The organism is Rhizobium sp. 11_C7_N12_5 (assembly GCF_051811145.1).
In the GTDB taxonomy this organism is placed as follows: Bacteria; Pseudomonadota; Alphaproteobacteria; order Rhizobiales; family Rhizobiaceae; genus Rhizobium; species Rhizobium lusitanum.
Genome location: NZ_JBPWPY010000002.1, coordinates 2007270 through 2031283 on the forward strand (window position 1 = coordinate 2007270; position 24014 = coordinate 2031283).

The following is a 24014-nucleotide window of genomic DNA, read 5'->3' on the forward strand; positions in this document are numbered from 1 at the left end:
CCTACCGGTGAACACTCAGAAAACAGGATCAAAGTGATATAAGGCGATCATCAAGCCTGGATGACGTTGCTCGTGCAGCCATGCTTTGTGCCACATGCCGAGACACATGGTACGGTGCTCAATGGTACTGCCGGCGCAGCCGTCCAGCCGGCGACGGCGCTTTCAAGATGCACTGCCAAATTCGCCCCGTTCGAGTGAGACGCCGTTGCCAGAACATCGCCGCCCGCGACGACCTGCGCCGGTGTGGTGAGCGACCATGCTCCGTGTCTCCATCCGGCACCGTCGTGTGCGGTGACCGCGACCGCCGTCGGGTGGCTGATCGACGTCTTTCCGTGCTTGTTGTCCGGCCCAAAGCTGTAGAACAGCCTTGCATGCAGAGCCATCGCAGCGGGAGGCGCCCCCTTATGGCTCATATCGGCGCCATGATGAGGGACCGTCAGCGCCGTCAAGGTATAAGCCGGGCCGGCGCCGATCTCGCCATAGCCTGCGTCGCCCGTCAAAAGCCAGCTGGCCTGACAGTTATCGTCGTCAAGGTAGCAGGCGATCCCGCTGCCGTTTCGCGAGGTGCCGCTGCAGCGCTTGATCGATAGGGTCTGCCCAGGGCCGTTGCTGATCGACCGTACCTTCCCCGGCGCTCCGGACCAGATATGGAGCGTGCCACCATTCTTGAGGATGCGGTGAGCAAATGCGTGATGGCGCGGCCCCAGATTATATTGGCGCGGCGCAAGCCATTTTCTTGCCCTTGCTCCATGATCGCTGTTTTCCCCGGCCCAATGATCGGTATCCCAGTGCGACAGGACAATCGAAGGAGAACCGCGCCAGCAAAACCGAAGCGGCCTTGGTCGTGTTTGACGATTGCCATAGGCGCCCGCGCCGAGGTCGAAATACAGCCGGGCGGTCTCGGAACTATCAAGCAGACCGATAGCGCTGCCCTGCCCGATATCATACATCGCAAGCATGTCGATCGTACCGACACCGGACAGAATAGCGTCAACGTCCCCATCGGCAGCGTCAGGCCACGCATCCACGTCGAATGCATTCGACAGTGCCGCCGCCGTATCGCCCGTAACCTGCAACAAAGAGAGCAGGTACGCTATAACCGGGGCTGCCAGTAGCGATCCATAGACATCGACGGGAAAACGTCCTGTGTCACCGAGCTCGATATCGAGCCAATCCTCTTCCCCGAAAGCGATCAGGACGTCCCAATATCGATCACCCTTCTTCGACGTTACCTCGATGTTGTATATCGGCATTTCATCGAAGGGGTCTTTAGGGGGACCAAGGTAACCTTTAAACAATTGTGACCAGAAATCACGCATCTCGTCGCGCGTATCAACGGGCTTTCCCAAATCCATCCGTTCATTGAGCGGAAATCCGAACCAGCCAGCATCGACGGCGTCAAACGAGAAAACAGCCTCTTGCGCCGTCGTTAAGTCGTCCGGCTCGTGATGGTCGAGGCGAGCGTAAGATCTCAGCGGAAAGTCCGGCCACGCATCCTCGGGATTGATTGAGAAGATCCGATTCATTGCCCTTCTCCTGCAATGCCGAAATCCGCCCTATATTTGCTCGTCATGCAAGAATAAGCAAGTTTATATTTCGCGCGGAAATAATTATCTTACCTGCCGATAGTATCTAATTTTCAAAATTCAGTTGTGTTCGCAGCATCCTACACAGGCTGATTGGCCTGATCGGATGACAGCCGGCAAGCCGGCCTGGAGATTGCCTTGGCGCACGCTTTCTGAGTTTCCGGAAGTCACACCAATTCACCTGCGATCTATCTTCGGTCGACTTCGCCATGAACTCGCAGGCAATACACTCTGCGCCTAGGGGCGCAGGTCATTCGACGGATCACAAACCTGTAACTGGCATTGGCGTCCGCCAGCGGAGTTCAGGGCAAGGCGCTCGGTAAGCTTGCTTGGGCAGCGATCCGGGCCATCGACAAATCGGTCAAACAATGGGACGCCGCGTGGAGATGAGTAGTGAATAACCACAGCTCCACGCTGACGAATGGCCGTTTGAAGTGACTCACAGCTTGCGGCAACGGAGGGAGCCCCTGCCTCCGCAACGGCAGGCGCAATACATATCGCGAAGACGAGCATGCCAATCGAATGTTTCATGTTGATCTCACAATTGTCGTTCGAGAAAGTTGCAGACAACAAAGCATATGGAGAACCATGGAGCACTCCGTTTATTGCTGCGAAACCGATATTGGCCGGATAATACTCGAATAAATTACAGCTCACATTGGAATGTCAAATTTTGACGAACCGGTCTGCCGCGCCCGGGATACCCAGGCGCGGCGTCCTCGATCATTTAACCTGAGTGACGACGAGCTTGCCGTTCACGCGCTCGGCAACGAACTCGATGGCTGCACCTTCCTTGAGCTTTTGCAGCAGCGCGGGGTCTTCAACGCGGAAGACCATCGTCATTGCCGGCATATCGAGGTTCTTCAGATCCTCATGCTTGATGGTAACCTTCTTCGCCTTGGCATCGACCTTGTTGACCACGCCCTTGGTGAATTCCTGAGCAAATGTCCCAAAGGCTGTGCTCAGCAAGAGCAAGGTGGCAATAGCGGTCGTGATTGCGATTCTCATATCTTCGTTCCTCCGTTCAATTGTTATTTCGCCGCGACCATGACATCGCCATGCATGCCGGCCTCGTAGTGACCCGGCACGAGGCAAGCGAACTTGAACTGGCCATCCGTTGTAAACTTCCAGATGATGTCACCGGATTGACCGGGAGAGAGCCGGATCGAATTGGCGTCGGCGTGTTCCATTTCCGGGAATTTCTCCATCTGCACCTTGTGCTCGAGAATCTTGCCCTGCTGATCAAGCACGAACTCGTGGTCGACGGTTCCGGCATTCTTGAGCGAGATTCTGACGGTCTGATCCTTGCGCACCTTGATGACATCAGGGGTGAAGATCATTCTGCCGTCGTCCGTCTCTTTCATGGTGACGCGGATAGTCTGTGTCGCCTTGGCTTTATCTCCGGCCTCGCCGACGGCCATCTTTTCGTCATGGCCGCCGGCGTGACTGCCAGAGGCGACTGCAGGGCCGGCCAAGGCGGCGAACACGAGCGCGAATGCATATTTCTTCATGGTAGATCCTTATGTGTGTGATGGGAGATAGCAGCGCTCAGCCCTTTGTGGGCTTGGGCGTGATCTGCATTTTGGCGTCTTTGATCTTGGTCGCGTCCGGCACTTCGCCGGTCCATTCCCAAGCCTGCGTTCCGGGTGGGTTTTCGTACCAGCCCGGATCGGAGTAATCGTCCGCGGAGACGCCCTCGCGGACCTTAACGACGGAGAACATTCCGCCCATCTCGATGGGGCCATGCGGACCCCAACCGGTCATCATGGGGATGGTGTTTTCAGGGATGGGCATTTCCATTGCACCCATGTCGGCCATGCCCTTGGTGCCCATGGGCATGTATTCGGGCTGGAGCTTGCGGATCTTCTCCGCCACTCCCCTTTTGTCGACGCCGATGAAGGTCGGGATGTCGTGGCCCATCGCATTCATCGTGTGATGCGATTTATGGCAATGGATCGCCCAGTCGCCGAGATATTTGGCGTCGAATTCGTAGGCCCGCATCGCACCGACGGGGATGTCGATGCTGACCTCCGGCCAGCGTGCCTCGGGCCTGACCCAACCGCCATCCGTGCAGGTGACCTCGAAATCGTAGCCGTGCATGTGGATCGGATGATTGGTCATCGTCAGATTGCCGACGCGGACGCGAACACGGTCGTCTTTGGAAACCACCAGCGGGCTGATGCCGGGAAAGACCCGGCTATTCCAGCACCACATGTTGAAATCGGTCATTTCCATGACCCGGGGCACATAGGAGCCTGGATCGATGTCGTAGGCATTGAGCAAGAATACGAAGTCACGGTCGACCGGCATGAACTTCGGGTCTTTGGGGTGGATCACGAAGAAACCCATCATGCCCATGGCCATCTGGACCATCTCATCCGAATGCGGGTGATACATGAACGTCCCTGACTTCACGAGATCGAACTCGTAGACGAATGTTTTGCCGACGGGGATGTGGGGCTGCGTGAGGCCGCCGACGCCGTCCATTCCGGACGGCAGGATCATGCCGTGCCAGTGGACGGTCGTGTGTTCCGGCAGCTTGTTGGTGACGAAGATGCGAACCCGGTCACCTTCGACCGCCTCGATCGTCGGTCCCGGCGATTGACCGTTGTAGCCCCAGAGATAGGCTGTCATGCCGTCCGCCATCTCGCGTTCCACCGGCTCGGCAACCAGATGGAATTCCTTGACGCCGTTGTTCATGCGGTGAGGAAGCGTCCAGCCGTTCAAGGTGACCACCGGCTGATAATCCGGGCCTGAGTTGGGATGAATTGGCGGCTGCATCTCGGCCGACCCCATTGTCGGGGCATCCGGCAGGCCCATTGCCGATGTTTTCGTCCATGCTGCGGTTGAAAGCAGGGCGGCACCTGCTCCGATGATCTGTCTTCTGTTGAACATGTTCGGGATCCCTAGTGTCCTGCGCTGCCGGCATTCGGTGTCGACGCGGTTTCGCCCGGCCCGGCCGCCTCGCCGGAGCCGCCGCCATAAATCGCCGGCATGAGATTGGCGTCCGCCAGCCAGAAGTCGCGCTTGGCGTTGACGGAGAGCAGGATGGAGTTGATCTTGTCGCGCGTGTCGGTCAGCAGCTCGAAAGTGTTCGAGATCATCCCGTTGTAGGTCAGGAGCGATTCTTCCTCGATCTTCGTTCTGAGCGGTACGACGTTGTTGCGATAGTGCTTGGCAATCTCGTAGTTCGATCGATAGGCCTCATAGGCTGACCGAGCTTCCGAGCGAACGTTGACGGCCTTTTCCGCAAGCTGGTTTGCGGCGCGCATGTAGGCCAGCTCGGCTTTTCGCGAGCGGGCCTTGCCGGTATCGAAGATCGGTATCGCGAAGTCCAGTTCGACCTGGCCGGACGTCTCGACCTTCTTCTTGCCGTCCTCGATTGCCCGCTCCGTCTCAAATCCGGTCAGGATTTCGAGGTCCGTCACATATCGGGTGGCCTCCGTCAGGCCGTAGGATTTGGCGGTGGCATCGAGCTCCCATTTTGCCATCTGAAGGTCGATGCGTTTTTGAAGCGCTTCGGCTTCGATAGTGTCTCGTTTAATCAGCGTCGTCGGAAGAGCAGGAAGCCTGTTGGGTATCTGATAGTCGGTCGAAGGGCCCCATAGCCCCATCAGCCGCGCCAGCTCTTCCTTGCTCAGCCTGGCCGCCAGTCGAGCCTGAGCCGTCTGCCCCGCAAGTTCCGCTGCGAACACATGCTCGCGGGCTTGCGAGCCCTTGGTCATCGCGCCGGTTTCGCCAAGCTTGGATGCCAGCTCGGAGGACGCATCCGCGGCAAGCTGAGCACGCTGGAGCTGCCCCACATTCTCTGCCGCGGCGACGGCGTTGATCCAAGCGCGGCGGGTATCCGCAGCCAGTTTTAAGGTCGCGACTGCAGCTCCCAGCCTCGCCTGCCGGAACCGAGTGCCGGCAATCTCGACATTCTTCTTATGGGTAGCCAAAGCCAGAATGTTCGTGGCGATCATGCCTTCAATGGTCTTGAAGGCCTCCAGTTCCGGGGCTCCCAAACCACTGGTTCCAATCGAGACCTTGGGATTGATCAGCATGGTCGATTGCCAGGCGTCGGCGGCGCTGTCGCCAAGATCCGCATAGGCTGCCTGCAGCCCCTTGTTGTTAAGCAGGGCGATCTGGACGGCGGTCTCGGCATCCAGGGGCCGCTTGCCGATCAAGCCCTTTACCTCGTCGGAAACGGCCTGCGCCTGAAGCTTGTTCTGTATCCACACGGCATGCTTGGCAGTCGCGGCGCCTGCGGTATTGGCGACCGTCTCGAAACCCGCATCCCGTTTTGCATATTCGGTGGATATGCATCCGCCGAGAATAATCGGGAGCATGAGGAGGGCCGCGTTCTTGAGGCTGAGCGTCATGATGCATCTCCTTTTGAAGGAGACTGCAACTCGTTTTGCCTTTTCCACTGTTTCGGATCGGCGGGTTGGCGTGCGACATATCCTGTGAGCGGAGTGCGATATTGGATCGACCGTGCCGTCGAGAGAAGGTCTTCGTCCGGCGTGGGAACGTCAGTGGGAGGCATGGATGAGCAGCCGCCGACGATCAACGGCAGTGCCACCACCAGAATGATAGGTCTCATGTTCTTTTCCGAATAGGAGTGTGTGTCCGGAAGGTCGTCGGCTCAACGAAGCCGATAACGATCCGATGCAGTGCCCAAGACAGGCAGTCTCGCTATTCAGATAGTCGGGGGGCGGTGAAGCGTCGGCAGTTCGCCAAACGAGCGCTGGTCGTTCATGAACTCGCGGATGAAGGAAACGACAGGGCCGCCGAGCCTGGGCTCGTCGCACATGATCGCGAAGCCGCCGCAGAAGTCCTTGCAGCATTCCTTCTTGACGAGTTTCGCAGCGCCCTCATCATCCGAGGAGGCAGAACCATGACGATGGTCGTCAGCGGATGCATGCTCCATATGATGGCCGTCGCTCGGCGGCGTCACATCGGACATGGTCTTTTGGATTTCAGGAAAAGCCGAACCGTGCATTGCAGCGTTGGCGCTGGACATGGTGTATCCCGCCAGCGATACGATGATCGCCAGCCGCACAAAAACCAGTATTGCGCTCTGTGCAATTCTGTAGGTTCTGTCCATGCCGCGACGATTACTATTAAAACCCCCCAATTACAAGAACAGCGACGGCGATGTCACATTGTTTTAATGACCGAAATTGGCATCGGTTCGTAAAGCCAGGCGGGCACAGCGCCTAGGACAAGGCTGCCACCTCATCCTTCACCTTGGGAGAATTCCAGCTTTCAGCCTTTACAATCGGCTTTGTCGGCTTTTGGGGCGATAGGGAGACGATTGCTATCGCCGCGCAAGCCTACGCGTCCTTCCATCTGGAAAACGTCGCTGCCTGTCCGCACCTGATCCCATCACGATCGACGAGCTGCCAGACAATACCGTCCTCGATCCAGAAACGCCGCCCGGATTTCGCAATCCTCAGCCCACGATAGTCGGAAATAAAGCCATTGCGCGTCACCGCATCCAACAACCGCTGGCGTTCCGCGCGATTGGGAAGCTCCGCCGAAAGACGTGAAGGCAGGGTCACAAACTCGTCCCATGGATACTCAAAGCAATTTTGCCCGGCTTTGTTGGCATAGATGAAGCGCGGATCGGCGTCCGTATTGTGGGCCACGACCACGAAAGGAGCCTCGTGGTAGAGCCAATCCGGTCCGAACTCCTCGTTGACCAGAGAAACCCCAACGATGCGGTGAAAGCTCTCCGTCAACAGTTTGAAGAATGCGTGATCAATCGATAAATTCACGCCACTCACTTTGGGCTCGCTAACCATTCATTCCCTTCCTGTCATCATGGGCATCGCTGGTGAATACACCCCTCTCCTGCCCTATCGGCAAGCATGATTGCGGCCGGCGGCAGAAGGCCGCACCGCTCAGGCCATCCATTTGCGGTGCTCGGCAAAGCGTTCCACGAGGAGGTCGATGAACAGCCGCACCTTGGTCGGCAGGTGGCTGCGGTTGGGGTAGATGGCATTGATGGTGAACTCCACGGGGCGGTAGTCCGGCAACATGCGAACGAGCCGGCCTGCTGCGATCTCCTCGAAGACGATGAAACTCGGAGCAAGGAAGATCCCCTGGCCGTTCGCCAGCAGATAGCGCAGCATCTCGGGGCTGTTGGAGACGACATTGCCGGAAACTTTGACACTTTGCTGCCTGCCGTCGGCATCCTCGAAACGCCATTCGTCACCATAGGGATAATAGGCGTATTGCAAGCAGTTGTGTTCGGCGATCTCGGCCGGTGTCTTCGGCATGGGATGTGCATCGCGATAGGCCGGCGAGCAGACGAGCATATGACGCCAGGGCGTGAGCTTGCGCACGACCAGCGTGGAATCCGGCGGCGACACAGCGCGGATTGCAAGATCGTAACCCTCCTCGATCATGTCGACCATACGTTCGCTAACACTGAAATCGAGCGAGATCAGCGGGTAGAGCGCCATGAATTCGCTGACGACAGGTAAGAGGAAGCGGACAACCGCCGTGCTGGAATGGATCTTCAACGTACCGCGCGGCGTGGTGGCGAGTGCGCCGGCCGCCTGGTCGGCCTCCTCGAGATCGGCGAGAATCTGCGAGGAGCGCTCGTAATAATATTTGCCGGTTTCCGTCAGGCTGACCTTGCGCGTGGTGCGGTTCAAAAGCCGCACGCCGAGGCGATCCTCCAGCGATTGCACATGGTTGCCCACCATTGTGACGGACATGTTGAGCCGGCGGGCGGCGGCGGAAAAACCGCCGCATTCCACCACCCGGCCAAAGACTGCGAGGCTGGTCAGCCGATCCATATTGCCCTCGGATTATCCGCTGAGAGTTGATGATCCTTCCAGATTTAAGGAGATTATCAGAAGGACCGTTCGGACGCATCTTCATCGCATCAAACAGGACCCCATGCAAATGGGGCGCGATATCGAAGGAGAAGGACAATGGTCGAACTACCCCGCAACGAGGCGTTCAGAAACGCAAGCCAGGCCGAGGCCGCTCCGGCGGGCGAAGCGGCAAAGTCTCCCGTCGCCGAGGCTCCGCATGCACCGGTTGCCGAGGCGCCCGCCTCTGCCGCTGCTACGACCCCCAAGACCGGCCGCAAGCTCATCAAGCGCGGCGTGCTTGTCGCCGCACTGCTGGCCGGCGTCGCCTTCGGTGCCGACTTCGGCTACCACTACTGGACGGTCGGCCGCTTCATCGAATCCACCGACGATGCCTATGTGAAGGCCGATTACACCACGATCGCCCCGAAAATCGCCGGCTACATCAAGGAGGTGCTCGTCAACGACAATGACACCGTCAAGACCGGCCAGGTGCTTGCCCGCATCGACGACCGTGACTTCCAGGCCGCTCTTTCCCAGGCGAGGGCCGATCTCAAGGCCACCGAGGCCGCGATCGCCAACATCGATGCGCAGATATCGCTGCAGCAATCGCTGATCAACCAGGCGAAGGCGACGGTTGACGCTTCGCAGGCCTCGCTCGATTTCGCGCAATCGGATGCCGCCCGCTCGGCCCGGCTGATCAGCAATGGCGCCGGCACGCAATCGCGCGTCGAACAGACGCAATCGACCCGCGATCAGGCTACCGCCGCCGTCGAGCGTGATCAGGCCGCCCTGGTGGCGGCTCAGAACAAGGTGCCGGTGCTGCAGACCCAGCGCGACCAGGCCGCCGCCCAGCGCGACCGCGCCGCCGCGGCGGTCCAGCAGGCGGAGCTCAACCTTTCCTATACGGACATTGTCGCCGCCGTCGACGGCACGGTCGGCGCCCGCTCGATCCGTCTGGGACAGTACGTCACGTCAGGCACGCAGCTGATGGCGGTCGTCCCGCTGCATTCGGTCTATGTCATCGCCAATTTCAAGGAGACGCAGTTGACCTATGTGCGTCCCGGCCAGTCGGTCGAGATCAAGGTCGACAGCTTCCCCGATGTCGCCATCAAAGGCCACGTCGACAGCCTCTCGCCGGCGAGCGGGCTGGAATTCTCGCTGCTGCCGCCGGACAATGCCACCGGCAACTTCACCAAGATCGTCCAGCGCATCCCGGTGAAGATCGTCATCGACGACGAACACCCGGCAGGGCTGCTGCGTTCCGGCATGTCGGTCGAGCCGGAAATCGATACCAAGGCTGCGCAAACCGCGCCTGCCAACGCCGAAGGATTATCCAGTCACGCTGGATGATCCTTCCCATTCTTCGCCGATTATCATCTCAATATCGTCGTGAGATTATTTCCGCATCAGTCGGAAGGAGAAGCATCATGGCCACTCTTCAGATCGCCGCAAACAACAATTCCACCGCGGCAGCCGCCCCGGTCGCCCGACCCGTCATGAGCCCGCTGCGCATGTGGACCGCCGTGATCGGCTCCACGCTCGGCGCCTTCATGGCCGTACTGAACATCCAGATTGTCAATGCCTCGCTTGCCGACATCCAGGGCGCTATCGGCGCTGGAACGGATGATGGCGGCTGGATCTCGACATCCTATCTGATTGCCGAGATCGTCGTCATTCCGCTCAGTGCCTGGCTCGCCCGCGTCTTTTCGGTCCGCATCTATCTACTGACCAATGCCATCCTCTTCCTCCTCTTCTCGGTCGCCTGCGCCTTTGCGGCAAACCTGCAGCAGATGATTGTCCTGCGTGCCATACAAGGCTTCTCCGGCGGCGTCCTGATCCCGATGGCGTTCACCATCATCATCACGATGCTGCCGAAACCCAAACAGCCGATAGGCCTTGCCCTTTTCGCCCTTTCCGCGACCTTCGCGCCGGCCATCGGCCCGACTATCGGGGGCTACCTCACCGAAAACTGGGGCTGGGAATATATCTTCTACGTCAATCTGGTGCCCGGCGTTCTGATGGTCGGCATGCTCTGGGCGTCGCTCGACCGTGCGCCGATGAACCTTTCCCTGCTCGCCAGGGGCGATTGGCCGGGTATCATCACCATGGCGATCGGCCTTGCCGCGCTGCAGACCGTGCTTGAGGAAGGCAACAAGGACGACTGGTTTGGGTCGCCGTTCATCGTGCGCCTGTCCGTCATCGCCGCGATCTCGCTGACACTCTTTCTCATCATCGAGCTCCGGGCCGCCCATCCGCTGCTCAATCTGCGCCTGCTGGTACGTCGCAATTTCGGCTTCGGCATCGTCGCCAATTTCCTGCTCGGCATCGCGCTCTATGGTTCGGTCTTCATCCTGCCGATCTACCTCACACGCATCCAGGGCTACAATTCCGAGCAGATCGGCATGGTGCTTGCCTGGACCGGCATTCCGCAGCTGATCCTGATCCCGCTGGTGCCGCGGCTGATGAAGCGCTTCGATGCCCGCCTGTTGATCCTCGTCGGCTTCGCGCTCTTTGCCGCTTCGAACTTCATGAATGTCTACATGACCGGCGACTATGCCAGCGATCAGCTCTTCTGGCCGAACATCGTGCGCGCAGTCGGCCAGGCGCTGGCCTTCACCCCGCTCACCGCGATCGCCACCGCCGGCATCGAACAGGAGAATGCCGGCTCGGCCTCGGCGCTCTTCAACATGATGCGCAATCTCGGCGGCGCAGTCGGCATCGCGGCGCTGCAGACCTTTCTGACCAAACGCGAGCAGTTCCACTCGAATATCCTGACGAATTCGGTCTCGGTTTTCGAAGACGCCACCCGCGACCGCGTCGCCAGGCTCACCGGCTATTTCCTGAACCATGGCGTCAGCGACCAGGCGCTTGCCACCCACAAGGCAGTCGTCGCCATCGCTTCCAGCCTGCGCAAACAGGCCAACATCATGGCCTTCAGCGACACTTTCTTCCTGCTCGGCGTAGCACTCGGTGTCGCCCTGCTTGCCAGCCTGTTCCTCAAGAAACCCGGTCACCTCTCCGGTGCCGGCGCGCACTGAGCGCCGCACCTGAAACCGGAGGAGATAGTCATGACCATGCTGCTAGACATGCCCGAAACCGCAATTCTAAATTCCAGGGTCACACGCGCCGGCGTCAATACGGCAGCGACACTGAGCCTCATCGAGTGGCTGACCGGCGACGAGTGCCACGCTCTCGATGAGCCCGATCTCGTCTCCGGGCTGGGACGCCGTTTGCAGGCGCTCGGCGTTCCTGTCGATCGACTGACACTGCACCTGATGACGCTGCACCCTGAATTCATCGGCCGCACCATCGCCTGGGCACCGGGCGAGCCGATCGAGATCCACGACCGCGAACACGGGATGCGCCTGGCGCTCGCCAATACACCGCTCCAGAAAGCGCTGGAGACCCGCGAACCACTGATTGTCGGTCCAGGCGAGAGCCCGCATGGCCACTGGCAGCACATTGACATCTTCTCCGGCCGCGGGCTGGTACAACTGATGATAGCGCCGCTGTGCAACGCCGATGGGCCGATCAGCTGCGCGGCGTTCGGCACGAAGCGGCCCGGCGGCTTTACATCTGCCGAACAGCAGGTGATCGAGCGCATCCTGCCGGCACTGCGCAACACCAGCGAACTGCGCGTCCTGCGACAGTGCGAACTTAGCCTGCTCGACACCTATATCGGCCCCATGACGGCAAGCCGGATCCTTGCCGGACACATCCGCCGCGGCGAGATCGAATCCATGGAAGCAGCGCTTCTGCTCTGCGACCTTCGCGGCTTCACGGAATTGTCCAATCAACTCCCCGGCAGCACCGTCCTCGGACTGCTGAACGCTTATTTTGACAAGGTCGTGCCCGCGATCACCCGGGAAGGCGGCGAGGTGCTGAAGTTCATGGGCGATGCCGTTCTCGCCTTCTTTCCGGGCATCGATCCGCTCGGAGCCTGCCAAGCCGCATTGGTGGCCGCAAAAGCCATCCTCGATGAAGTGGACGACTTCCAATATGACGGTATCCGCGTCAAGGTCGGCATCGCGCTGCACTACGGCGAAGTCAGCTACGGCAATGTCGGCTCCGGCAACCGGCTGGATTTCACACTGATCGGCCCCGACGTCAATGTCGTCAGCCGCATCCAAAGCATCTGCAGCGAAAGGGGCGACGCGCTCTTGATGTCTCTCTCCTTCCGCGAAAAAGCGCGCATTGGAGACTCGGTCCCGATCGGGCCGCAGCGGCTGAAAGGGTTCGCCGATGCAATGGAGCTGTTTACGATTGCGCATTAAGGAAGCGTGTCAGAGGAACGCTATATATCCGACCGATCTCCTTGGTTCATACCATGGACCGTCGCATGCCGCAGTTTATGGCATTCTTCCAAGTCGGATCAGACCTCTGCTAAACTTTGACTCTCCCCGGTATTTTCTACCGGGGATTCAAGGCGGCAACGCGATCGAGGGCTGCCGAGAACCCATGTAGCGACACCTGAAAGCTCAGCGGCTTGTCCGCATCGGCGGTAACCTTGAAGTTTAGGCGCGAGCCCGTCCGCAACTTTGCAAGTGTCGCGGAATCGATCGCCAACAAGGCAATGCATCCTGTCGGCAAACAGGTGCGGAAACGCATCGGCTTTAAAGGCGGCTGATCATCGACATTCGGCGTTACGCCGGAGTCGAGGACGATGCCGAACGGGAGGAGAAACGTTGCGATCGCACTGCCATCGGGGCGCATCTGCATCTCGACGGCAAGCAGCCTCTGACCGTTCTGCTGGGTCTGATCCTGCGAAATCACGCATGCCGGCGCCTTGTCGCGCAGGTTGCATGCAACCCGCCAGTCCTGGTAGGTTTCCTGCACGGTCGATGCGCCGTTTGGCATAGCTGACTGGGCAAAGGCTGCCGGAGCAAGCATGAATATGAGGCTCGAACAAAGAAGGGCAAACCCCGAACGAGACATGCTATCGATCGTCCTGTGGGGTCGGGTAGATGTCGCGATGAGCAAGGGAGCACGTCTTTCTGTTACAAGGAGGACACCATCCTCGATTGGGTCTATAGGGCGGTGAAGGACGAAGGGCTGAGGTCCGCGCGACCGCTCGAAGCATGGCCTCCGTGGCTTCCATCCCGGTGGCCGCACCCGGTCACGATCGGGTCATGTACACACCCACTCGCGAACCTTGCATTGCGACCCTGAGCGCCCGCATGCTTTGAGAGCAAGGTCCTCGGCTTCTTGGCGCGTCGGTGCCGAATTTGCGCTCCACGGCGTGATGCGATTGTTTTCCTGCTTGCCGATGGCGAGCACGCCGCAGTGATAATACGGAAATCCAGTGTTGTCGTCGTCATCCCAATGCCGGTGATTGCGGAACACGCTGACCACGACACACTTGCTGCCGCCGTCCCGCTCGCAATGCTTGAGGGCGATATCCATGGCTTCCTGTCGCTTGTCGGCACCCCAGAAGAAACCGTGCTTCTCGTCTGGCGTGGAGTAGGCGATTGCGGCCCATATGCCGCGCTCGGGCGGCGGAACGGGAACCTCCGCCTCCGTGGAGAGGTCAGCCGCGCTCGGGTGCCCTGTGGAGGCGAGCAGCATGCCGATCGCCGCAATGCTGGACCTGAATCTCATTTGGCACCTCCTTGCTTCCCTGCGGCCGACGCCACGGAGATAACGATGCAGCCGTTTCCGGCCGGCAGGAGCATCGCGTCGCCTCCGCTATTGCCAAGTTCGTAGACGCCGACCTGTCCAAGAGTGTTGATGAGCTTGCTGCCGTTGGAAAACTTTGCCGAAATATCCGCGCAGGAGGCCGTGAACGGCGCCACGCGGACCATTGAGCCTTCGCAACCGGATGCGACCGGCGCAGCGAAGACGACGCCCGCGGCCGGGCCGCTATAGCCCTGCGTGGCATAGTTCATGCCCACGAGTGCCTGCACCGCATGCTTGTCGGCGGCCCCGTTATTCCAGACCGACTGGACATTGTATTGGGTGCCGTTTGTCAACAATTCGCCGAGCGCGGGAAAGACGGTGGAGCAGGATTGCAAGCCCGCCTGTTTGGCGTGCTGCAGAAACGGCGTGTCGGCCAGGGCTTGATTGGCTTCGTTGGTCGCCGCAACAGCCGGCTGCGATATGAAATTCTCGACCGCATCATAGTGCATGACGATGGCGGCGGCGGCACCGACAACGGCAATTCCGAGCAGCGAGAAAATGACTGCTTTCCGCCAGTCGCGCCTCGGCTTCCCCTGGTCGCTGACCGTGCTTTGGCTCTCAGTGCCGTTCTGGTTCCGGGATATTATTCGATCATGGATTGATTGCTGATTCATTGAATATGGATCCGTCAATTTATCGCCTTAACGGCTGTGGAAAGGCCCTTGAGGGTGGCGGTCACGCTGATCGTCGTCCCATCCGTCGTCAAATAGGAGATCATTGGCGCCGCGTTTTTCGAAATCTGTTCACGCAGTACAGGCCCCACCGGCAGCATGCCGACGCAAACCGCTTTGTTGCATCCTTCGAGTTGGACTTGTATCGGTTCCTTGCGTCCCTCGAACCTCAGCGAGACAAGGCCGTTGCTCGCGGCAACCGGGGCGGTGCGCAAGATCATGTAAGGATTGCCTGTCTTGTTGGCCGCAAGCGACCAACTGAACGCAACCTGTCCTGCCTGGTTCTCGATGATCTGGGTAACATTGCAAACCCGTTGGCGGATCTTCAGGTTTTCGTCGCAAATCAGTGTCCAGTTTTCGAACGGACGAATGGTCCTCTGATAGTCACCAAGCTTCAGTTCCGGAGGCACGACGACTTCGGAAGGCTTTATTCGATAGTCGGAAGAGGCCGCCTCCTGTCCGGCCGCGGGCGGACCGAACAGGAGCACACAGGCGATGAAAGCCACAACGCCGGAAAGCGTTCCCTTGACCATATCGGACTCAATTCAAAGTGACGCTGAGACCGGCGCCGATACCGACTTGCCCGCCGGCTGCCGTACCAGACAAATTCCCTCGAACTCGACCGTTTTCACTGGTGTAGCCTGCGCCGAAGGCCAGGGCACCTTCTCCCCGCCACAGGCCGCCGCCGACCGCCACGCTTACCTTGCCCGGACGATCGTCATAACGAAGCGATGCCGCGGCAAGCCCTATCGCGGCCGCCTGCCTCGCCTCCGAGCGTACGTCGCCAAGCTCCTGGTTCAGCCGACCGAATTTCTGGTCCGTATAGTTGTTGGCCGCAGTCAACGTGTTGGCGGCAGCGGTGTCCGCATACGATTTGACCTGAGTGACGCTATCGCCCAATTGGGCAACATTCACGGCATCCGTGGGGGCGACGCCCTTGCCGACGTTGGAGATAACCACCGGCGCATTCACGTCACCACCCTGCAGCGTGATGCTGTTCTTCTTGCTGCCGTCGGGATTGAGGTCATACGTGACGGCATTTTTGGTGATAGTTCCAACACCGGTCTGCAGACTTTCAACCGCGGAATTGGTGGCATAAAGCTGCGATCCGTTTATGGCGTCCGTACTGTCAGCCGAAATGCGGCCTGCCGCGACATTGGTTATGGTCCGCTCCGCGCCTTGAGCACCAACGCTGACGGTACCGACAGGCGTGGTCCCGGCAAAATCGTAATGCTGTCCTTGAATGGTCGTTCCGGACGTGCCGACAGCCGCTTGTGTTACGGAACCGGAGCCCAACGCCACATCACTGGCATTGTTGGCCTGCGCGCCCTGGCCGAGGGCAACAGCCCCCTGTCCCACGGCGGTGGCTCCATGTCCGGCCGCCAGGCTGTTCGTTCCGCTGGCGACGCTTTCCGGGCCTATCGAGACGCTATCAGTGCCGGAGGCCTGAGAGTCCGCCAGCGTCGAATTGGCATGGAAATACTTGATCCCGCCGCCATTGGTAATGTTGGTCAGCGTGCTATCGACCGCACCGAAGGCGTCATAGACGGTCGAATAGCTGTTGCCCTGGACGTTGTAAGTCGGACCGGTGATCGAGCCATCGGGATTGACCACTGTGGTGCCACCGAAGAGATTGGCGACATTCTGCGAGACGCCTCGCAACTGCGAGACGTTGACCGCATCCGTATTTGCCGAACCGGCGGCAAGATTCGTCAACTTGCGCTCCGCTCCCGCCGAGCCGATCGATACCTCGCCGACCGAGGTCTGCGGGCTCGCAACAGCGTAAGCCGTGTAGTTCGTCTCGGCGCCGACGGTGGTTATCGATTGCGCGCCGAGCGCAACGCTATTGATGTTGTTGCTTTGCGCACCAGCGCCGAGCGCGACCGATTGAATGCCCGCTGCCGTCGAATTCGTGCCGAGTGCCACGCCGTCAGCCAGCATGACGTGGGCGTTCTGGCCGATTGCCGTTCCGCCGGGTGCCACCTGATCAACGATGGCACCGTTGCCGATACCGATGCCGTTGTCCCCATTGACCACCGTGGTCGGGCCTACCGCCACCGACTCGGCGCCGACGGCGAGGGAATCGCCGGCGGCCGAGTTCGCATGGAAGTATTTGCTCGGCGTCGTTGCGACCGAAGCGATGGCGCCTTGGAGCTGTCGAACCGTGACGGCATCCTGAGCGTTGGTGCCGTCAGCGACGTTGATGATTTGCCTGTAGGACGTGCTCGAGCCGACCGATACTGCGCCCAAAAGTGTTTTATCGGTCGTATTGTATTGAATGAAGTTCGTGGGACCAGCCGCGATCTGGCCAGTGGTCGGCGCCAGGGTGCGATCGGAAATCGATCCGGAGCCGAGGGCGACCCCACCGTCGATGGTCGCCTGGCTGGCCCGTCCAAGCGCGAGCGAACTGTCGGCTACAGCGGTAGCGTTATATCCGACCGCGGTGGAGCCGACGCCCTGAGCGGAGGAATCGCTGACGGCAAGCGTGCTGTCATTGGTGCGCACATATCGGATGCCCTTACCATTCGCATCCGTATAGGTCGTCGATGTGTCACCGGCGATATTGTTGATCGTATTGCCGAGATTGGTCAGATTGCCGTTGATGGTCGTAATGTCGGTTGTGTTCTGCGTCACCTGCTGGTTGGTGGCAAAGAGCTGCGAACCGTTGATCGCATCTGTCGAACCATTGTTGAGGCGGCCCGCCGCAACATTGGTGATGGTGCGCTCAGCGCCCACCGCCCCGATACTCACTGTCGAGGAGGGTGTCGTACCGGCGAAATTATAGGTAGTGGTGCCGATCACGGTGCTGGCCGTGCCGACCGCTACGGCGGTCACCGAGCCGGAACCCAGCGCGACATCGCCGGCGTTGCCGGCGGTCGCGGCGGTGCCGAGAGCAATCGAATCACGACCGGATGCCTTCGGACCGCCGCCAAAGGCGTTGCCGATCGCGATGGCACCATCATTCGTGGCCTGTCCCGCACCAATGGCAACCGCCCCGGTCTGCGGCGAATTGCTGAGCGACGCGGCAAGCGCGCCCGAACCGAGCGCCGTGTCGGATGACGCCCGTGCCGCGGCACCGGTGCCGACCGCAACACCGTTCGCGCCGGCGGCACTCGCACTGACGCCAGCAGCAAGCGCGTTGGCGCCGGTGGCCCCGGCGTTGTTGTAGTTGGTGTCGGTTCCCGGCGCCGTGCTGTTGACGCTATAGTCGTGAGTCGCACTTGCGGTGATCTGGTCCGAGAGCGTATTGGCAACGCTGTAGAGCTGCGAGCCGTTGATCGCATCGGTCGAGCTGTTGTTGATCCGCCCGGCCGCGACGTTGGTGATGGTCCGTTCCGCCCCGACCGCGCCGACGCTGATCGTCGAGCCCGGCGTGGTACCTGCGAAGCCCGAATAGGTGACGCCGTTGATCACTGCATTGGGCGTGCCGACCGCGACGGCGGTCACCGAGCCCGAGCCGAGCGCCACGTCGCCGGAGCTCGCGGCCGCCGTCGCGCCATTGCCCAATGCGATGTTGCCGACGAAACCGGATGCGCCTGCGGTGGAGCCATTGCCCAGCGCCACGGAGCCCTGGCCGATCGCCTTGTTGTTGTTGCCGATCGCGACTGCGCCGGCCGCCTGGTTGGCGGCGCTGGCACTTGCCGTTCCATCGCTGTTGGCGATGTTGTTGGCGCCGCCGGTGAAGGCGCCGGTGCCGCTGGCATAGCTCGGATCGCCGATCGCGACCGCGCCGTCACCGTAAGCGGAATTGCCCGCGCCGATGGCGACGGCCTTGCCGCCGGCTGCGGTTGCGCTGGTGCCCATGGCGATGGCATCGGCGGAAGAGGCCTTAGCATTGTTACCGACGGCGATGGCGCTCGTCGCCGATGCATTGGCGCCGATGCCGAGTGCAGTACTGGCGACTCCGCTGGCATTGGCGCTGACGCCGGCAGCCAGAGAATTGTCTCCCGCTGCAACCGTTCCGGATCCGTACGCGGCGGCATTTGTACCACTGGCGAGAGCCGTCCGTCCTGTAGCAACGGCATTGTCGCCGCTGGCGTTGGCCCCGGCGCCCGAAGCAACCGACACGGCGCCACTGGCACTCGCATTGTTGCCAAGCGCGACGCTGGACGTCCCGGTGGCGGCAACGGTTGCGCCCGAACCTATCGCAACAGCGCCGCCAGCAGCGAGCGTCTGCGCCTGGTTACCCAAGGCAACACCGAAAGCCCCCGATGCAACGGTAGTAGGACCGATGGCGAGCGAATTGGTCCCCGAAGCGGCGGCTGATTGGCCGAGAGCGATGGTACTGGTTGCGGTCGCCTTGCTTGCGCGCCCCACTGCAACAGCGTCGGTTTGGGACGCTGTCACATCCGTGCCGATGCCTATGGCACTCTGAGCCGTGGCACCTGTTCCTGCGGCGGTGCGCGAGCCGAGATAGATCGAGTTCAGCCCGCTCGCAGTGGCCCCGGCTCCAATCGCCGCCGCATTGATCCCTGTCGCCATGGCGTTGTGGCCGATCGACGTCGTATCATTGGCGCTGACGCCAATACCGGCGTTGGTTCCAAGCGCGATATTGTCGTTGCCGGTGACGAGGCTGCCCGCGGAGGCCTTTAGGGTGGCGTCGTAAGCGACAGTACCGTCGCCGCTTCCGAACGCGAGGTTGCGCGTCCCGGAGACGCCGGAGCCGGCGCCTCTCATGACGCTGGCGATACCGCCGCCGATCGCGCTGTTCTGGGCGCCGCTCACGAGCGTGCCGGCGGCGATGCCCACCGCAAGGGAATTCGTATTGGCGGTGGTTGAGCCGGCGCCGGCGCCCTGTCCGACGGCAACCGTGCCGTCGCCGCTGGCCAGCGTCTGCCCGCCGAGCGCGAGCGCGGTGTTCCCCGTCGCGCGAGCCAAATTGCCGACAGCAGTCGCTGCGGGACCGGATGCGCTGGCCTGAGAGCCCGCGGCGTAAGCATAATCGGCGGTAGCGCTGGCCGCATAGCCCACAGCGGTAGCGGTAAAGCCGCTGGACACCGAGTTGTCACCGAGCGCGGTGCCGGCTTGCGCCGCGCTGAGGACGTTTGCACCCGTTCCCACCGCCGTACCGCCTTGCGCCAGCACCTTCGTCCCGAAGCCCAACGCCGTTCCATTATTTCCCTGCGCGCTGGCCCCGGAGCCCAACGCGGTAGCGGAACCGCCGCTTGCGGTAGCGCTGACGCCGACGGCAGTGGCGTCGGAGGCGGTGGCACTGGCCGTGGAGCCGATGGCAGTCGCGTTTTGCCCGTTTGCAGTGGTGTTGACACCGTAGGCCGAAGCCCCATCCGCCAATGCGCGGGCGTTTCCGCCTACGGCTAGAGCATTGACTCCAGTCGCGTTCGCGAAGACACCCATGCCTATGGCGTTGAGGCCATTGACACCCATCGCGTAGCCGATGGCGATCGAAGCATCGCCTGTTGCGCTGTTGGAGGTGCCCAACGCCACGCTGTTCGCACCATTCGCTTGGGTAACGTTGCCGATGGCGACGGCGTTGCCGCCTGTCGCGGTTCCACCGCCGGCGGCATACTGCGCCAGAGCCGGTGTGGCAATGCCCCCGAATGCGATCGCAACCAGTGCCACCGCTCCACCAATACCCAGCATCCCGTGCCCCAGACGGCTCCGCTTGAAGCCGAGCACGCGAGATGCCATCCGCAGCACCGCCATCAGTCGGCGGCGACCCATGCGATTGCCATCACCGCCCGAAATCCAGCTTCGTGCAAATCCGTTACGCGATTTGGTCTGCAGATGTTCCCCAACGCACTTGCTCATGCTGCTTTCTCCTCGCTGCTATCTGGACGACCAAGCACGCGTGAACCCGCATCGGCGGCTGCATCGTCGTTGAAATTATGCGCTTGCAGAAGCGCGCGACCCATTTTGGCGGCCTGACTTTCGAGCTGTTCACGGACAGTATCGGCCCATGGCTGCGTCAGCTCCGGAACGGAATACAAGGCAGCCTCGGCCCGATCGGGCGGAAGCTTCATCGTCACCAGGGCGCGGCAGACATCGAAATGGAATAGCGGCTCCCCTTCCCCATAGGCCGGAGAGGTCAAACCGAAGACGAGGCAGGCAAATAGATAATCGACCTCCGCGCCGGTCAGGCGGCTGGCATATCGATCTTGCAAGGCAGTCCAGGCTACCTCGATCTTCGGAGCAAAGATTTCAAATTCAGGGAATTGAATGTCCATAAACCCACCGAATTAATACCATAGCGAGTTTGGCCATATTTGCGGTGTTGGTATTTTAGAAAACTACGGACTGTTTATAAGAAATTCCGGTCTTTACTCGGCGAACAGTAAGTGTGTCCGCTTTGCCACACTCAATTCGGCCTGTTCCGCTTTTCATTGGACCATAGCGCACCGGTGTCGAGCGTCGGCCGACGAACCACAAGCACGCCACCAGATGAATGATTTTTCAGTGTAGACGCGGGCGGAACGAATGGCGTCGCGCCCATATAGCCATGAGCGGACCTGCTCAAAATAGCAAATTCCACCAGAGCCAGGACCGATTACCGTGCAAATCGTAGCTCGGTCGGCGTTCTTCCCCTGTACTTCTTCATGGTGGCGGCCAAATGGCTTTGATCCGAAAATCCGGCCATGTAGGCAACTTCGGTAATCGCGAACCCACTATCGACAAGCAGTTTTTCCGCAAAATCCAAGCGCAGGTTAATCAGGTAGCGATGCGGCGGCACTCCAAACGTCTTGGCGAACCTCACTATGAAGTGATTCGGTGAAATTCCCGCTACCGACGCGAGCTCGGCGATATGTACCTTTTGCGTAAGATGTTCCATGAGGTATTCTTGAACACGTCGAGCGCTATGGGCGGAGAGCCCGCCCTTGGGTGACGCAGACTGCTTCTTGCGGCGTGTATAAGTGCGAAGCAGATGAATACCGAACAGCGTCACCAACGAGTCCAGATAGAGCTCATTCGGACGTGCTTTCTCAGTCAGCTCGCCGGAGACCCTCTGGGCTATATTGAGCGCCCAGAGATCGACTGTACCGAAAGCAGGCGGCTCAAGCTCTACATCGGCGAGATCGAACTCATGAAGAGCTAACTCGGACAGCACTTCGGGAGGTATAGCTACGACGAGATTTTTTCTGGTCGCCAACCAGGAGAGGCTACTATCGACGCCCGCAGGATTAATGGCGATACAGCCGACCGGCGCATCGTACTCCGTAATTTTGTCGCTACCGAGCGAGGCTCTCAACTTGCGCGCGGGCGCCAGCACAATTCCAACAGAATGCTCCTTGGCCAGGAACTTCTGCGATCCGGGGCTGCGAATGGAGTGTATCACGCTCCCTCGCATGGTGGCCTTTCTCGGACCTGCGCTTTCCGGAATTATATCGAAGACATATCGTTCCGCCAGCCCACGATCAACATCACCGTAAGCGCCTCGCTCCCGAGGCTCTTGCGTATCTCTCATTCTGTATCGCCCCGCCCGAACGAAATCATCTATGCACGAACCAGCAGGCAGGACTCCAAGCGTTGCTTGACGTCCCTTCTTTTCCCAACCCCACTTGCCGCACAGCGCCGCCAAAAATCAGCTGAACGCGCGCAGTTTAGATAGGACAGAACAGTTAATTGTGAAGGCGGAAATGTGTGTGACGCAAAAGAAAGAACCGGTTGCTTGCACCTTTCGTCGATCAGTGCCTGGACGTGGTGCCAGCCGGCCGATCGCTCTCCAGATTGAGATCGAGCTTCCTATCTTACCGCAAGAGCCTCTGGTTACAGATCACCGCGACGGTCCTCATAGAGATCCCATGCCAGGTCCGCCAAGGCCAAAAGAACATCTTTCTGATTCCACCCGGCCGCAACCGCTGCTTGGATAATTTCATCGACGAGAGGCCGCAATTGGCGCTGGCACTCGGTCGAGATGTCGGCAGCGGCTTCATCCGCCGGAGGTTCACCGAAGTTGAACTTAACCATCAATGCTCCCACGCAATCAATATGTCGGTTACCATATTCACTACACAAGATAAATAAAGCAAGAAACGTAGAATCCTTGAAGGGTGGCTCCAGATCACCGCAGTTCTATGCTTCACCGCAGCAACATGGGTCAGGGCCGCCTTAAAGTATGACTTAACGCTTCATGGGGTGGCTTGTTTTAAGTACTGTTATGATAGCATTTTTGCTGAACGTTCTACGAATCAACAAAACGGCCTTGATCCCGATCACATCACACTTGTCTAGGTTGTTTTCGGCGTGCCTGCGCTGAACGCACGCGAAAGCGACCGGCATGAATGACGAGCAGGCGCGACCAAGAGCCTGCGGCTTCCCTTCCGGACGGATCTTTATGATTGTTACGACCTATGAGGGCCGCCTTGGGAGAGCCTGACGCGTCCAAGGGGCCTTAATACTGCGCCAATCCACATTGCTGCAAAGAGGCTGTCGCTGCGGCTCTGTCCCGAAAGTCCGATACCACGGTTGCGCCCGCGCTTGCGAGGATTTCCGCCTTCGGGCCTGTTCCTACGCCGAGGAAGTGCAACCCCAGGGCCGCGGCAGTCTTCAGGTCCCAAATTCCGTCACCGATCGAGACAACCCGGCCTGGGGTGAAGGCGTAATGTATTCGAGCTGCTTCGATCGCCTGCACGACCAGTTCTTCCCGCGTCACATATTCGGAAGCGGTCACGAGCAAATCATCCGCAAACTTGACACCGATCGCGGTCAGTTTTCTTCGTGACATTTTGCGCAGCCCACCTGTCGCGAAGGCAACAGCCCAACCCGCATTTCTCAGATGTTCGACAAAGGCGGCCGCACCAGCAATTTCGGCAATGATCCGCCCCTGGGCGCGATCACCGTTTGGCCAGCCTTGTCGCCTTCAGGCTCGACGGCATCCGTTACGACAGATGGTTGAACAGGCAGTTGTCGCGCAACACCCGGATTGTCCGCAGCGGCTGCCCGCTTGGAAATGCTGTTCGAGATTCGCACCGTCGTCCCGTCCTGGCTCACCACCAGCTCGGAAATTCGCGACCGACCGACGAATTCGATCAGCATTTTGATCTTTTGCAGATCCATGATCTCTCCACCATACACGGCGTTCGAACTGCCTCCCCGCGCCAGGCTGGAAGCGAGCGCAAGGCACGGCCGGCCAGTCGAAGCGATCAGGATAGTTACACAACGCCCCGCATGATGGGGGCAAACAAAGTTTCAATGGAGCGTCATCTCCGGCTAAGGACCGGCGGTACAGCCGGCAGCCGGCAATGAGAAGAATTCGGCTATGCAGCCAACCCGCTGAACAAACAAAAACCCGCGCCGGAAGGGCGCGGGGTGCT

At 60.0% G+C, this 24014-nt stretch carries 22 protein-coding genes; 3 read left to right on the forward strand and 19 right to left on the reverse strand.

Annotation, left to right across the window (positions count from 1 at the left end):
* Positions 1-50: 50 nt before the first annotated feature.
* From AB8B29_RS28405 to AB8B29_RS28445, 9 genes are all read right to left on the reverse strand, one after another.
* Positions 51-1526, reverse strand: coding sequence for a hypothetical protein (locus tag AB8B29_RS28405; RefSeq protein WP_092576919.1), 1476 nt, complete (start codon positions 1524-1526; stop codon positions 51-53).
* 783 nt (positions 1527-2309) lie between these two features.
* Positions 2310-2594, reverse strand: coding sequence for a copper-binding protein (locus tag AB8B29_RS28410; protein ID WP_047552444.1), 285 nt, complete (start codon positions 2592-2594; stop codon positions 2310-2312).
* Between the two features lie 23 nt (positions 2595-2617).
* On the reverse strand, positions 2618-3097 hold the full coding sequence (locus tag AB8B29_RS28415; protein ID WP_092576921.1) for a cupredoxin domain-containing protein: 480 nt from the start codon (positions 3095-3097) through the stop codon (positions 2618-2620).
* A gap of 37 nt (positions 3098-3134) precedes the next feature.
* The gene (locus AB8B29_RS28420; RefSeq protein ID WP_037196955.1) at positions 3135-4481 is read right to left on the reverse strand and encodes a multicopper oxidase family protein; all 1347 of its coding nucleotides are present in this window, start codon (positions 4479-4481) and stop codon (positions 3135-3137) included.
* Between the two features lie 11 nt (positions 4482-4492).
* On the reverse strand, positions 4493-5950 hold the full coding sequence (locus tag AB8B29_RS28425) for a TolC family protein (RefSeq protein WP_092576924.1): 1458 nt from the start codon (positions 5948-5950) through the stop codon (positions 4493-4495).
* Positions 5947-6171, reverse strand: a complete 225-nt coding sequence (locus tag AB8B29_RS28430; RefSeq protein ID WP_092576927.1) for a hypothetical protein — start codon at positions 6169-6171, stop codon at positions 5947-5949. Before AB8B29_RS28430 ends, AB8B29_RS28425 begins: the two co-directional genes overlap by 4 nt.
* Positions 6172-6267: 96 nt before the next feature.
* A complete protein-coding gene (locus AB8B29_RS28435; RefSeq protein ID WP_047639072.1) occupies positions 6268-6675 on the reverse strand; it encodes a hypothetical protein in 408 nt (135 codons plus the stop codon).
* Positions 6676-6904: 229 nt separating this feature from the next.
* On the reverse strand, positions 6905-7375 hold the full coding sequence (locus AB8B29_RS28440) for an MEKHLA domain-containing protein (protein WP_092576929.1): 471 nt from the start codon (positions 7373-7375) through the stop codon (positions 6905-6907).
* A gap of 99 nt (positions 7376-7474) precedes the next feature.
* The gene (locus tag AB8B29_RS28445) at positions 7475-8377 is read right to left on the reverse strand and encodes a LysR family transcriptional regulator (RefSeq protein WP_037196961.1); all 903 of its coding nucleotides are present in this window, start codon (positions 8375-8377) and stop codon (positions 7475-7477) included.
* Positions 8378-8515: 138 nt separating this feature from the next.
* Here AB8B29_RS28445 and AB8B29_RS28450 point away from each other — a divergent pair, with 138 nt between their 5' ends.
* The 3 genes from AB8B29_RS28450 to AB8B29_RS28460 all read left to right on the forward strand — a co-directional run bounded on the left by AB8B29_RS28450 (position 8516) and on the right by AB8B29_RS28460 (position 12672).
* A complete protein-coding gene (locus AB8B29_RS28450; protein WP_092576932.1) occupies positions 8516-9748 on the forward strand; it encodes an HlyD family secretion protein in 1233 nt (410 codons plus the stop codon).
* 77 nt (positions 9749-9825) lie between these two features.
* Positions 9826-11436, forward strand: a complete 1611-nt coding sequence (locus AB8B29_RS28455; protein WP_092576935.1) for an MDR family MFS transporter — start codon at positions 9826-9828, stop codon at positions 11434-11436.
* Positions 11437-11484: 48 nt separating this feature from the next.
* Complete coding sequence (locus AB8B29_RS28460; protein ID WP_376774277.1) at positions 11485-12672, forward strand: adenylate/guanylate cyclase domain-containing protein; 1188 nt, start codon at positions 11485-11487, stop codon at positions 12670-12672.
* A 136-nt stretch (positions 12673-12808) separates the two neighbouring features.
* Here AB8B29_RS28460 and AB8B29_RS28465 read toward each other — a convergent pair whose 3' ends face one another.
* From AB8B29_RS28465 to AB8B29_RS28510, 10 genes are all read right to left on the reverse strand, one after another.
* A complete protein-coding gene (locus AB8B29_RS28465; protein WP_244655275.1) occupies positions 12809-13288 on the reverse strand; it encodes an invasion associated locus B family protein in 480 nt (159 codons plus the stop codon).
* A 237-nt stretch (positions 13289-13525) separates the two neighbouring features.
* Entirely contained in the window at positions 13526-13996 is a 471-nt protein-coding gene (locus tag AB8B29_RS28470) for a DUF4189 domain-containing protein (RefSeq protein ID WP_047552477.1), read from the reverse strand.
* Positions 13993-14688 (reverse strand): hypothetical protein, encoded by a 696-nt coding sequence (locus AB8B29_RS28475; protein ID WP_092576943.1) that lies wholly within the window; start codon positions 14686-14688, stop codon positions 13993-13995. The genes AB8B29_RS28470 and AB8B29_RS28475 overlap by 4 nt, the downstream gene beginning before the upstream one ends.
* Before the next feature lie 14 nt (positions 14689-14702).
* Positions 14703-15278: an invasion associated locus B family protein gene (locus AB8B29_RS28480; protein WP_047552483.1), complete on the reverse strand. Its 576-nt coding sequence runs from the start codon at positions 15276-15278 to the stop codon at positions 14703-14705.
* A 7-nt stretch (positions 15279-15285) separates the two neighbouring features.
* Positions 15286-20514 (reverse strand): beta strand repeat-containing protein, encoded by a 5229-nt coding sequence (locus tag AB8B29_RS28485; RefSeq protein WP_092576946.1) that lies wholly within the window; start codon positions 20512-20514, stop codon positions 15286-15288.
* Positions 20511-20930 (reverse strand): hypothetical protein, encoded by a 420-nt coding sequence (locus AB8B29_RS28490; protein ID WP_047552489.1) that lies wholly within the window; start codon positions 20928-20930, stop codon positions 20511-20513. Before AB8B29_RS28490 ends, AB8B29_RS28485 begins: the two co-directional genes overlap by 4 nt.
* Positions 20931-21250: 320 nt before the next feature.
* Complete coding sequence (locus tag AB8B29_RS28495) at positions 21251-22165, reverse strand: helix-turn-helix domain-containing protein (RefSeq protein WP_092576949.1); 915 nt, start codon at positions 22163-22165, stop codon at positions 21251-21253.
* 302 nt (positions 22166-22467) lie between these two features.
* On the reverse strand, positions 22468-22668 hold the full coding sequence (locus tag AB8B29_RS28500) for a hypothetical protein (protein ID WP_047552495.1): 201 nt from the start codon (positions 22666-22668) through the stop codon (positions 22468-22470).
* A 424-nt stretch (positions 22669-23092) separates the two neighbouring features.
* Positions 23093-23518: an HAD family hydrolase gene (locus AB8B29_RS28505; protein ID WP_092576953.1), complete on the reverse strand. Its 426-nt coding sequence runs from the start codon at positions 23516-23518 to the stop codon at positions 23093-23095.
* Positions 23473-23757 carry a hypothetical protein gene (locus AB8B29_RS28510; RefSeq protein WP_376774275.1) on the reverse strand — a complete coding sequence of 95 codons (285 nt, stop codon included), beginning with the start codon at positions 23755-23757 and terminating at the stop codon, positions 23473-23475. The genes AB8B29_RS28505 and AB8B29_RS28510 overlap by 46 nt, the downstream gene beginning before the upstream one ends.
* Positions 23758-24014 lie beyond the last annotated feature (257 nt).

Excerpts from the sequence above, each read along its gene's own strand:
- AB8B29_RS28405 (WP_092576919.1), bottom strand. The coding sequence starts at position 1,526 with ATGAATCGGATCTTCTCAATCAATCCCGAGGATGCGTGGCCGGACTTT.
- AB8B29_RS28410 (WP_047552444.1), bottom strand. The coding sequence starts at position 2,594 with ATGAGAATCGCAATCACGACCGCTATTGCCACCTTGCTCTTGCTGAGC.
- AB8B29_RS28415 (WP_092576921.1), bottom strand. The coding sequence starts at position 3,097 with ATGAAGAAATATGCATTCGCGCTCGTGTTCGCCGCCTTGGCCGGCCCT.
- AB8B29_RS28420 (WP_037196955.1), bottom strand. The coding sequence starts at position 4,481 with ATGTTCAACAGAAGACAGATCATCGGAGCAGGTGCCGCCCTGCTTTCA.
- AB8B29_RS28425 (WP_092576924.1), bottom strand. The coding sequence starts at position 5,950 with ATGACGCTCAGCCTCAAGAACGCGGCCCTCCTCATGCTCCCGATTATT.
- AB8B29_RS28430 (WP_092576927.1), bottom strand. The coding sequence starts at position 6,171 with ATGAGACCTATCATTCTGGTGGTGGCACTGCCGTTGATCGTCGGCGGC.
- AB8B29_RS28435 (WP_047639072.1), bottom strand. The coding sequence starts at position 6,675 with ATGGACAGAACCTACAGAATTGCACAGAGCGCAATACTGGTTTTTGTG.
- AB8B29_RS28440 (WP_092576929.1), bottom strand. The coding sequence starts at position 7,375 with ATGGTTAGCGAGCCCAAAGTGAGTGGCGTGAATTTATCGATTGATCAC.
- AB8B29_RS28445 (WP_037196961.1), bottom strand. The coding sequence starts at position 8,377 with ATGGATCGGCTGACCAGCCTCGCAGTCTTTGGCCGGGTGGTGGAATGC.
- AB8B29_RS28450 (WP_092576932.1), top strand. The coding sequence starts at position 8,516 with ATGGTCGAACTACCCCGCAACGAGGCGTTCAGAAACGCAAGCCAGGCC.
- AB8B29_RS28455 (WP_092576935.1), top strand. The coding sequence starts at position 9,826 with ATGGCCACTCTTCAGATCGCCGCAAACAACAATTCCACCGCGGCAGCC.
- AB8B29_RS28460 (WP_376774277.1), top strand. The coding sequence starts at position 11,485 with ATGCCCGAAACCGCAATTCTAAATTCCAGGGTCACACGCGCCGGCGTC.
- AB8B29_RS28465 (WP_244655275.1), bottom strand. The coding sequence starts at position 13,288 with ATGCTTGCTCCGGCAGCCTTTGCCCAGTCAGCTATGCCAAACGGCGCA.
- AB8B29_RS28470 (WP_047552477.1), bottom strand. The coding sequence starts at position 13,996 with ATGAGATTCAGGTCCAGCATTGCGGCGATCGGCATGCTGCTCGCCTCC.
- AB8B29_RS28475 (WP_092576943.1), bottom strand. The coding sequence starts at position 14,688 with ATGAATCAGCAATCAATCCATGATCGAATAATATCCCGGAACCAGAAC.
- AB8B29_RS28480 (WP_047552483.1), bottom strand. The coding sequence starts at position 15,278 with ATGGTCAAGGGAACGCTTTCCGGCGTTGTGGCTTTCATCGCCTGTGTG.
- AB8B29_RS28485 (WP_092576946.1), bottom strand. The coding sequence starts at position 20,514 with ATGAGCAAGTGCGTTGGGGAACATCTGCAGACCAAATCGCGTAACGGA.
- AB8B29_RS28490 (WP_047552489.1), bottom strand. The coding sequence starts at position 20,930 with ATGGACATTCAATTCCCTGAATTTGAAATCTTTGCTCCGAAGATCGAG.
- AB8B29_RS28495 (WP_092576949.1), bottom strand. The coding sequence starts at position 22,165 with ATGAGAGATACGCAAGAGCCTCGGGAGCGAGGCGCTTACGGTGATGTT.
- AB8B29_RS28500 (WP_047552495.1), bottom strand. The coding sequence starts at position 22,668 with ATGGTTAAGTTCAACTTCGGTGAACCTCCGGCGGATGAAGCCGCTGCC.
- AB8B29_RS28510 (WP_376774275.1), bottom strand. The coding sequence starts at position 23,757 with ATGGATCTGCAAAAGATCAAAATGCTGATCGAATTCGTCGGTCGGTCG.